Origin of the sequence: Enterobacter sp. AG326 (assembly GCF_004362415.1) — a bacterium.
GTDB classification, from domain to species: Bacteria; Pseudomonadota; Gammaproteobacteria; order Enterobacterales; family Enterobacteriaceae; genus Enterobacter; species Enterobacter asburiae.
In genome coordinates this window covers 883041-893760 of the sequence record NZ_SNXG01000002.1, presented here as the reverse complement: position 1 = coordinate 893760, position 10720 = coordinate 883041, and the positions used below count along the sequence as shown (strand labels likewise).

General features: G+C 49.4%; 4 protein-coding genes and 2 pseudogenes. 2 read left to right on the top strand and 4 right to left on the bottom strand.

Annotated elements, in window-relative coordinates; genetic code table 11:
• Positions 1–98: 98 nt before the first annotated feature.
• From DFO52_RS11355 to DFO52_RS11340, 4 genes and pseudogenes are all read right to left on the bottom strand, one after another.
• A pseudogene (locus DFO52_RS11355) lies at positions 99–539 on the bottom strand (DUF1983 domain-containing protein); the annotation flags it as partial.
• A pseudogene (locus DFO52_RS11350) lies at positions 540–860 on the bottom strand (DUF1367 family protein); the annotation flags it as partial. It lies immediately after the preceding pseudogene.
• Positions 861–899: 39 nt separating this feature from the next.
• Positions 900–1142 carry a hypothetical protein gene (locus tag DFO52_RS23295; RefSeq protein WP_072034227.1) on the bottom strand — a complete coding sequence of 81 codons (243 nt, stop codon included), beginning with the start codon at positions 1140–1142 and terminating at the stop codon, positions 900–902.
• Positions 1143–1249: 107 nt separating this feature from the next.
• The gene (locus DFO52_RS11340) at positions 1250–1474 is read right to left on the bottom strand and encodes a DinI family protein (RefSeq protein ID WP_063441146.1); all 225 of its coding nucleotides are present in this window, start codon (positions 1472–1474) and stop codon (positions 1250–1252) included.
• A gap of 350 nt (positions 1475–1824) precedes the next feature.
• Here DFO52_RS11340 and DFO52_RS23290 point away from each other — a divergent pair, with 350 nt between their 5' ends.
• Both DFO52_RS23290 and DFO52_RS11335 read left to right on the top strand, forming a co-directional pair.
• Positions 1825–1989, top strand: coding sequence for a YnfU family zinc-binding protein (locus DFO52_RS23290; RefSeq protein WP_213730115.1), 165 nt, complete (start codon positions 1825–1827; stop codon positions 1987–1989).
• Positions 1990–2128: 139 nt separating this feature from the next.
• The gene (locus DFO52_RS11335; RefSeq protein WP_133550395.1) at positions 2129–10711 is read left to right on the top strand and encodes a glucoamylase family protein; all 8583 of its coding nucleotides are present in this window, start codon (positions 2129–2131) and stop codon (positions 10709–10711) included.
• The last annotated feature ends 9 nt before the right edge of the window (positions 10712–10720 follow it).

The window sequence follows — 10720 nt, the reverse complement described above, 5'->3', positions numbered from 1 at the left end:
TTAAACTCTTCAGGATAACGCTTACCGCTCATGGGCACCTCTCTTTAAGTCATCTTAAATGACTCTGAGGTGTCTGTTAAACCCGTGGCGATTCACTCTACCGGTTTCCCGGCCTCAGCAAGCACAGCAATCGACATCCCGGCGTTGTACATTACCCCGTTTATCCTCACGCCTGTTTTGAGGGTGTAGATTGCCGAAGCACCGGAGGCATCGACGACGGCTGTGAGCTTGTCTTCCAGGGAAGCGGTGACGTTGTCGATCTGCGCCTGCACCTGTGTCGACATTTCGGCCATTGCCCTATCTACCTCAGCAATAGTCGTTTTCACAACCAGGATATCGGCGCGTACTTCTCCGTATTGCGCCCATTGATGTTCAACTGTTCCATGGTTGGCCAGCGCGTTCTGCATTGCAGCTTCGAGATTGGTATCAATATCGCTGGTCAGACGGTCGCCGTCGGCCGAGGTAAGGAAATCGTCTGCGATTTCACCCAGATAATCATCAGCATTATCGTTAGACACTCCCCTGATCCAGTCGGTATAAGCAACCTGCTCTAGATACTGCTCAGCAGCATCGATCAGCGCGCCCTCATTCCCGCCATACGAAGCAAGGAACTTGGCGTAGCCAGTGATCAGCTTCCGCTCGTTACTCGAGATAGCCCCGCCGGTTGGTTCCCAGTATTCAAAACCGAGATTGAGAAGCGCGAAAAAGCGTCGGTGGAATGCCGGGTTTCGTACACGTCTGAACTCGGCCACAAGAACATCGCCGAGCCGGGTTTTGGATTGCAGGATATCGCTGGTCTCGGGAGTAGCCGGGATCAGTATTCCTGAATGGTGTTTGATAAGTTGTAATTCTAGCGCCATGGTTCTCTCCGTGGCGCATCAGGTATAGGGTGTTCAGGCCTATGAAAGAATAATATCAGACGGTGGTGTAACTCGGTACCCCAGTCGTTTTGCAAATTGCATAAACCCGTTGAGAGTGAAGATTTCTTCCTCGTCGAGTAACGGTCGTAATGAAACTATTCCATTTACTCGATAAACCAGATATCTCCCTTCCGCCGGGAAGCTATAGATGACTGCGTTATCGGCCCTTCTGACAACGTCGTACCATTGATCATCTGCATTAAAGGCATCTGCACTACACACTATTTTCCCCCAGAGCGACTTATTGACACGGTAAACAGTAATCGGGAACAGCCAGGGGAGCGCAAACAGCAATACTCTTTGAAACTGCTCCAGTGAAATTCACGCGATTAATTAAACCACTCGTCAGCGCTTTCCCAGGTCTCCTGCACGATATGTTCGACCTCTTTCTTGTCACCCCCGAAAACAGTCAGCCCATCATGGCTGGCACGCTTAATCGTAAGCTGGCAATCATCAAACTGCTTGCTGAGCCTTTTCAGCAGTTCTGACTCGAGCGCAGGTATAGATCCATCAGGAAGTTTCTTCATGCGATCAATGGTTAACTCGATTTTCATTTTTCCCTCCGCAACGAATAACTGTATGTATATACAGTATATTTATAAACATATCTTACGGGTTTTGCAACGCTTTCAGAACATCGAATTTGAATCAACCGATTTTTCTTGTAGAACAAATCAAGTGTTCAATCCAGGCGGCAACCTAGATAAAACTGATCTCGCGTCGCAAAATAACATAAGGATTTTAAAAGGTTGGAATTCATTCGCTTCTAAATCGGACATGAAAGCGATGTGTTAGAAAAGAGAAAAAAACATCACTTATGTTAAAAAATTGGGTGACTTTTAAATTGGTTTAATTTTAGCCAGATGTGATAGAGTGAAATACATTCATTGAGAGGCTAATCATCATGTCTGTTATCGATTACGCAATGAAACTTTTTGGAAGCGTATTAACCACCACCGTCACCTGCCCTGTTTGCGGATTAAAATCCGCTCAGTCTTCCTCTAAACTGCGTCTAAAAAGCCCCATGCTCTGTCCGGGGTGTAAAGCACTTTTTATCTCTCCGCGCTAGCTTCACAGCCGATGTTCTACACTTAATATAATATCAGCAGTTGTCAAAATCCCCGATGCCTTACGCCCATCCTGAGAGAACGTTTCTGAACTGATTTCGCATCTGCTCCTGCGCGTTAACGTAGCAAAAGAGCAACCCTATGAAAATGAAACATATCGCGTGGTTTAAGCGATCTCGTATTCTGCCCGAAGGCAGCGCACACATATCAGCCACAGTCAACGATTGGGGAGGAGAAAACTATTTACGTTCGGAACTGTTTTCTACCCCTCAGTTGGAACGCTTTGGAAAAAAACTGGCTCGTACGCACAAATTGTCTCCGGAAATACTACCGTACTACCTTCTTAAACGACTAACTGACAATGAAACGATAATTACGCGATGTTGCTATCTACTCAATGCAGGAAAAAAAACGAGTATCATGCCCGCAGGTGAGTGGCTGCTGGACAACTATTACCTGATTGAAGAGCAGATTCGCATGGTACGCCAGCACTTACCGAAAAGCTTTGGTAAGGGTCTTCCGCTACTAGCCTACCCGCATAGATGTCCCAGAATTTATGACTTAGCCTCAGAGGCCATAGCGCATGGCGACGGACGCTGGGACACCAGCAGTCTTACCAGTTATATTTCCGCCTATCAAGAGGTGACACCTCTGACGTTGGGGGAGATATGGGCTTTGCCAGGAATGCTGCGTCTAGCGCTGATTGAAAACCTGCGTCGTGTGAGCAACGAAGTGACCCAAGCCCAGCAGGAGCGAAATCTTGCAGATATGTGGATAACGCGGATTTTTGATTGTGCAGAGAATGCTCCCGCCGACCTAATTATGATTGTTGCCGATATGGCGCGTACTCACCCTCCGCTGAGCAGTGCCTTTGTCGCTGAAATGGTTCGTCGTCTGCAGGGACATGGCAATGCTCTTGCACTCCCTCTGAATTGGATTGAACAACGTCTTGCAGAGCAAGGTGTTACAACTGAGGTCCTGATTCATCGCTTCAATCAGCAGCTTGCCGCCAGCCAGCTTTCCGTCAGTAACAGTATTTCGGGTTTACGTCTGCTGAATGAAACGAACTGGTCTGATTTTGCAGAGACCATCAGCGTAGTCGAGCAAACATTACGCCTTGACCCAGCTGGTATATATCCTCACATGCACTTCGACACCCGAGATCATTATCGCCATGTGATTGAAACGCTTGCCAGGGATGCGATCTTAAGTGAGCCGGAAGTTGCAAACCGTGTGATGGCAATGTCTTGCGAACCGAGTCTAGATCCTGAGCACCGACATATCGGTTATTTTCTGCTTGGGGGTGGAAGGCCACAACTTGAAAAACTGTTGTCAGCTGAAAGGTCTCTATTGAAACGGCTGCGGCAGAGTATGAATAAATCGCCCCTTCTGTCATGGCTTGGTAGCCTGAGTCTTTTGACCACGGCCGCTTCAGCTACCATATTGTATGAAACTGCACTACAGGGTATATTCTGGCTGCTCATCCCCCTAGCACTCCCCCTTATTGTTGCCATTAGTCAACTCGCCAGCGATATGCTTAGCGAAGCAACGACACGCTTTCGTATTCCCAGGCCTCTGCCGCGGATGGACTTTTCAAGTGGGATACCAGTTGAATATGCCACAATGGTTGCGATCCCTTGCATGCTGACAAGCTATGAAAGCCTCTGCAAACTTCTCTTCCGCCTGGAAGTCTGCAGCCTTGGCAATCAGGATGAAAATCTCTGCTTTGCACTTCTTACCGATTTTCCGGATTCATCAACTGAGGATACCGAGGAAAACACTGTCCTTTTAAGGCAAGCGATTGCTGAGATGCAGAGACTTAATCGGCGCAACCCTAGCGGCCGATCTCGATTTTATCTACTGCACCGCCAGCCGGAGTGGAACGATTCGCAGAGAATCTGGATGGGATATGAACGCAAGCGGGGCAAACTAGCTCTTCTTAACAGCTGGTTACGCCAACCGGGAACCCAGTTTTCGAGCGTTGCAGACCTTCCCTCGCAGGCTTTGCCCGGACGGATTAAATACGTCATCACTCTTGACAGTGATACGCTCCTGCCTCGTGATACAGCCCATAAACTGGTGGCCACAATGGCGCATCCGCTGAACAAACCAGTATATGATCCAACGTTCCAACGAGTCGTTAAAGGGTACGGAATTTTACAGCCAGGCTTAGCAGAGGAAATGCCTCTTTACGGTCAGGGGCGCTACGCCGCCATGCGCAGCAGCGTCCCGGGTAATAATCCCTATTCGATGATGTCTTCAGATATATATCAGGATCTTTTCGGCGAGGGATCGTTCGTAGGCAAAGGTATCTATGACGTAGATATTTTTGTCCAGTCCACTGCCAACGTCTGTCCGGAAAATCTCGTACTCAGTCACGACCTGCTGGAAGGATGTTACGCCCGCTCTGGTCTGCTGAGCAACGTTTTACTTTACGAACAATATCCAACTAATTATCTCTCAGACGTCGCACGTCGTACGCGCTGGATCCGAGGAGATTGGCAACTGCTCAATTGGCTGAGGGTTCGGGTCAGAAAAGCTGACGGAAGTAGGGAAAAAAATCCATTGTCCATCCTTTCTCGCTGGAAGTTATTGGATAATCTCCGACGCAGCCTGGTAGCGCCGTCGATCATGCTGCTTGTATTTAGCACGCTGCTCTGGCTCCCCAACCCTTTATACTGGTTTAGCGTGCTAACGCTAATATGGTTTCTTCCTGCGGCGCTTAGCATAGCATGGGATCTCGTTCATAAACCGCACCGCCGTCCCCTTAAACAACATCTGCAACTGGTTTCAGCTGGAGCCTTGAAGCGCGTTTCACGTATCGGTCTCACATTTATGATACTACCCCACGAGGCCGGTTACTCATTATACGCTATTGGAGTTACGCTTTGGCGACTAGGTATAAGCCAGCGTAACCTCAACCAATGGGTAAGCTATAACCCAGATAACTACCAATCCAGTATCTCTGTTTTAGGTTTTTATCGGGCAATGTGGCTGAATGTTGCCTGCGGTCTGAGTCTCGCATCACTAGCATTGGTGTTTGATCCGCTGATGATGTTCATTGCATTGCCCATTAGCGTCGGGTGGTGCATATCTCCCATTATTATGGCTTGGCTGAGCCGCCAACCCGCGTGTAAGCCCTTTTTGCCAGATCAGAAACAGAAACTTCTGCTGAGACAGACAAGCCGAGAAATATGGTCTTTTTTTGAGACCTTCGCCACAGCGAAAGAAAATTGGCTCCCCCCTGATAATTACCAGGAAATACCGCAGCCGACGATCGCGCACCGTACATCTCCAACCAACATTGGGTTATCACTACTGGCTAACCTTACTGCTTGGGATTTTGGCTATTTGCCAGGCGGTAGCGTCTTACAACGCATAACGCTCACGCTCGACTCTCTTGATAATATGGAACATTTTCGTGGTCATTTATATAACTGGTATGACACTCGAACGCTTGCGCCGCTGAGTCCACGTTACGTATCAAGCGTGGACAGCGGTAATATGGCCGGACATTTGTTAACTCTGCGTGAAGGGTTATTAGCCATGCGAAACCAGCCCATTTTGAATGTCGAAAGAATACTTGCAGGGTTAATCGATACATTATTACTTCTTGAAAAACACTGGGGGCCGGGGGCACCGGATTCGCTTAAAGAGCTTCAAAAGCAGTGTTTCAGCTCAGCGGAACTACCTCCGGGAGCTCTTTACAGCGAACTTAAAAAGATGCGAACTCAGTGCAAACATCTCACCGCTGCGTGTCAGCAGGAAGGCGATCTTGTGGTGCGCTGGGCCGAACATCTGGAGCATCAGTTGGTTGAATTATGCCACGAATGGTCACATCTGCTCGCGTGGATACCCCCTACATACCAAAGCGAGACACTGCCAACACTAAGCTGGTTGGCGCAGAGTACCGATACCGGAGAAGGAACGCCTCCTGCACCAGTAATTACTCACGCCCGTTTGCGGCTGGATATCATCAGCGAACTTGAAAAGAGATTAAATGACCATGCACGAATGGATTTTGCCTTTCTCTACAGCGAAGCTACCAGCCTACTGAGTGTCGGATATAACTGCGACACAAATACCGCCGATAAAAGCCACTATGACCTTCTGCCCTCTGAAATCAGGCTGACAAGTTATCTCGCTATCGCGACAAATCAGCTTCCGATGAAAAGCTGGTATGCGTTGGGAAGGTTGTTCACCAATATCGACAATGAAACCGCGTTGATGTCATGGAGCGGCTCGATGTTTGAATACCTGATGCCGAATCTGGTGATGCCAAACTGGCGCGGCAGTTTGCTTGATGAAATGGGCAAATCCGCAGTGACACGCCAGATTAACTGGGGCAAGGAACGTGGCGTACCATGGGGCGTCTCTGAGTCCGGCTATCATGCATTTGATGTCCAGAGTAATTATCAGTATCAGGCATTTGGGGTACCTGGACTCGGTCTTCGCCGAGGACTTGCGGACGATATGGTTGTCGCGCCGTATGCAACACTACTGGCTCTGCTCGTTTCCCCCCAGAAGGCCTGTGAAAACTTGCTTAGACTGGAGCAGAGCGGCGCACATGGCGAATACGGGTTTTATGAAGCGCTGGACTACACGCCATCGCGGCTTGCTACCGGGCAACTGTACGCGGTTGTACAGTCCTGGATGGCACACCACCAGGGGATGGGATTCCAGGCGCTAGCGCATATCCTGCTTGATGCCCCAATGAGCGAGCGATTTATGACAAGCCCCACCTTTATGTCGGCGAATCTTCTTTTGCAGGAACGCGTCCCGGATTCAGTCGATCTTTACAGCCCTCGCCGTCATTTTGAATCCCATGAAGGAAGGGTTAAACCGGTGCGATATGAACCGAGAGTTTTCAGTCATGTAGACAGCCCTACTCCGGAAATACAACTGCTCTCAAATGGGCATTACCATTTGATGCTGACGCTAGGTGGTGGAGGGTACAGCCGTTGGAATTCGATTTCAGTTACCCGCTGGCGCAGCGATACAACCCGTGATAACTGGGGATCGTTCTGTTATATCCGTGATCCGCATACGAATGAGGTGTGGAGCAATACTTGGCAGCCCATGGGCGGAAATGCGAACAGCAGCGATGAGATAATCTTCACCGACGCAGGCGCAGAATTCAGGCGTACCTTGGGAGCCCTAAGCGTTAGGACACAGGTTGTGGTTTCCCCGGAAGATGATATAGAGCTGCGGCGTGTCACCCTGGTACACCATGGCCGTCTACCGCGAACGCTTGAGCTAACAACGTATGCTGAAGTAGTGATTGCTCCAGAAACCAGTGATCTAGCGCATCCGGCATTCAGTAATTTGTTCATTGAAACTGAGATTGATCACAGTCGGGACGCTATTCTTTGCCATCGACGACCGCGTTCTCAAGATGAACCGAGCCCATTTCTGTTTCACATGATGGTGGTGCATAGCAATGATCATAATGAAGCCTCGTTTGAAACAGACCGAGCTAAGTTTATTGGGAGGGGCAGAAGTCCGGCTGATGCCGCTGCTATCTATGCTAACGGGCCGCTCAGCAATACTTCCGGTGCCGTGCTGGATCCTGTACTAGCGATCCGACAAGTTGTGAGACTCATGCCAGGCATTCCGATAACGATTGATATCGTTTATGGCATCAGTGAGAGCCGTCAGCAAAGCAAGGCATTATTGGAAAAATACCGTGATTACCCAATCGCTGAGCGTGTTTTTGAGCTTGCCTGGTCGCACAGTCTGGTAGTGCTCAGGCAGATAAATGCTAGCGAAGATGACGCAACGCTGTTTAACCGACTCGCTAGCGCTGTGCTCTATTCCTGTCAGGAACTACGCGCCGACGTTCAAGTCATAAGCCGTAACCGCCGCGGTCAGTCCGGACTGTGGGGCTGGGGTATTTCAGGTGATCTACCGATTGTACTGCATAGCGTGACCAGCGATGAGAGTATGACCTCTATCACTACACTGATTCAAGCTCATCGTTACTGGCGACTAAAAGGGCTTGAAGTGGACCTTGTTATCCTCAATAACAGCGCCGGTGGCTATCAGCAGGCCCTACAAACACTGATTATGGATTTAATCTATGCCGGTTCAGAAGCCAGCCTGCTGGATAAACCTGGCGGCATTTTTGTCCGTAACGGGGAGCATTTGTCTTCCGAAGATAAGCAATTGTTGATGAGCGTTGCATGTATGCATCTTGACGATCGCGCCGGCGGGCTAAACGAGCAACTTAATCAGCGGCTCCACTCGTCAATTAAACCGCAAAGGCCATTTGTACCTTTTGTCACTGAGGGAAGCAATCGACACGAAGACTGGACGCCGCATATAGAACATATGTTCAACTTCAATGGGCATGGAGGGTTTTCTGAGGATGGACGGGAGTATCAGATTATCCTGAAGGAAAATGTTCCAACGCCGGCCCCTTGGTCAAATGTGCTGGCAAACTCCTGTTTTGGTAGCGTCATTTCAGAAGCCGGACAGGCTTACAGTTGGTATGAGAACGCTCATGAATATCGTTTAACCCCCTGGGAAAACGATCCAGTAAGCGACCGTAGCGGTGAGGTTTTTTATATTCGTGATGAAGAGAGCGGAACGGTATGGTCACCCACGACATTACCTGTGCGTGGCCGCGGGGATTATTTAACCCGTCATGGTTTTGGCTACAGCGTATTTGCGCACCGCGATAGTGGTATAGATAGCGAGTTGACAATACTGGTTAGCGAACACGATCCTGTTAAGTTGGCACTTCTGACGCTTAGTAACAATTCGGGCCGCACGCGCAAATTATCGGTCACAGGGTACGTAGAGTGGACGCTTGGGGAATCACGCTCGCGTTCTGCTCCCCATATCGTTACACATACGGTGATCGTGCCGGCTGGTAGTGGAGTTACAGCAAATAACTTTTACGGAGCTAACGGCGAAGGACGCATTGCATTTTTCGCTGTCAACGATCCTCATTGTTCGTTGACAGGTGATCGCCGAGAGTTTATTGGCCGCAATGGCTCTTTGCAAAAACCGGCCGCAATGAAGCTTCGCAGTTTATCGGGAAATACGGGCGCCGGTTTGGATCCATGCGGTGCAGTTCAGTCTGTTACCACCCTAATTGACGGTGATCAGAAGACCTTTATTTTTGTACTCGGCAGCGAGGAAAACTCCGCCCGGGCTCAGACTATACTCGCTCATTATTTGGATGAAAATATCGTTCGACAGGAGTTGGACAATGTCCATCGTCACTGGCACCGCATGCTGGATAAGATAGTGGTCAATACACCAGACCATTCAGTTGATAAGCTAGTTAACGGTTGGCTTCTGTATCAGACAATGGCCTGTCGACTCATGGCGCGCAGTGGTTATTATCAATCGGGTGGCGCATTTGGTTTTCGGGATCAACTCCAGGATACATTAGCACTGACCCACGCTGCACCGGAACGCCTGCGCGACCAAATAGTACTATGTGCGTCAAGACAGTTTATTGAAGGCGATGTGCAGCACTGGTGGCATCCACCTCACGGTAACGGCGTACGCACGCGATGTTCAGATGATTTTCTCTGGCTCCCGCTCGCCGTCTGTCACTACGTCGACACTTCTGAGGATATCGGAATACTAGAGCAGATGATTCCTTATCTGGAAGGACGTCAGCTCCAGCCTGGAGAAGAGTCCGTTTACGATACACCACTAATCAGCCACACCGAAGAGACGCTATGGCAACACTGCGTTAAAGCCATTAAGCATGGGCTTCGTTTTGGACAACATGGTCTGCCGCTAATGGGCGCTGGCGACTGGAACGATGGGATGAACCGGGTCGGCATCGAAGGAAAAGGTGAAAGCGTTTGGCTCGGGTTCTTCCTGTTCGACATTTTAAAGCGTTTCGCGACGCTCGCTGATCGTCAGCAAGATAAGCTTGTAGCATCGCTGTGTCGCACGGAGGCGGAACACTTGCAGAAAAATCTGAATGCGACAGCCTGGGACGGGGAATGGTTTCGGCGTGGATATTTTGACGATGGAACGCCTTTAGGCTCCAAAAGTTCTCAAGACTGCCGGATTGATGCAATAGCTCAAAGTTGGTCCGTTTTATCCGGTGAGACTGACTGTGGACGTGCCGGTAAATCAATGCAGGCTCTGGACAAGCATTTGGTAAACTCCGAATCCAGGTTGATAAAGCTACTTTCGCCTCCATTCGATGGACACGGACCAAATCCCGGTTACATTCAGGGTTATGTGCCTGGTGTGCGTGAAAATGGCGGGCAATATACTCATGGTGCTATCTGGGCCGTGATGGCATTTGCCCGAATGGGAAATGCAGAGCGTGCGTGGCAACTCTGGTCACTGATCAATCCAATAAACCACGCGTCTACTGACGAAGAAGTTGCGATTTACAGAGCAGAACCATACGTAATGAGTGCAGATGTTTACAGCATCGCGCCACATACTGGACGTGCAGGTTGGAGTTGGTACACCGGATCAGCGGGTTGGGCCTATCGTCTTCTTACAGAAGAATTGATGGGCATAAAACGTTCCGGTGATATCTTGACCATACATGCCCTGTTACCAGCAGAGTGGGAGTCTTTTTCTCTGACATATCAGCATGACGAAAGTCATTACGAGATTACCATTACACGTGGCAACGGGGAGTATCAGGTCATACTAGATGGTATCGAACTGTCTGATGACCGAATACCTTTAAAGCAGGATGGTCAAAGACACATAGTAGAGATCACTCAGAACTAAGGGATCTTA

Excerpts from the sequence above, each read along its gene's own strand:
- DFO52_RS11340 (WP_063441146.1), bottom strand. The coding sequence starts at position 1,474 with ATGAAAATCGAGTTAACCATTGATCGCATGAAGAAACTTCCTGATGGA.
- DFO52_RS23290 (WP_213730115.1), top strand. The coding sequence starts at position 1,825 with ATGTCTGTTATCGATTACGCAATGAAACTTTTTGGAAGCGTATTAACC.
- DFO52_RS11335 (WP_133550395.1), top strand. The coding sequence starts at position 2,129 with ATGAAAATGAAACATATCGCGTGGTTTAAGCGATCTCGTATTCTGCCC.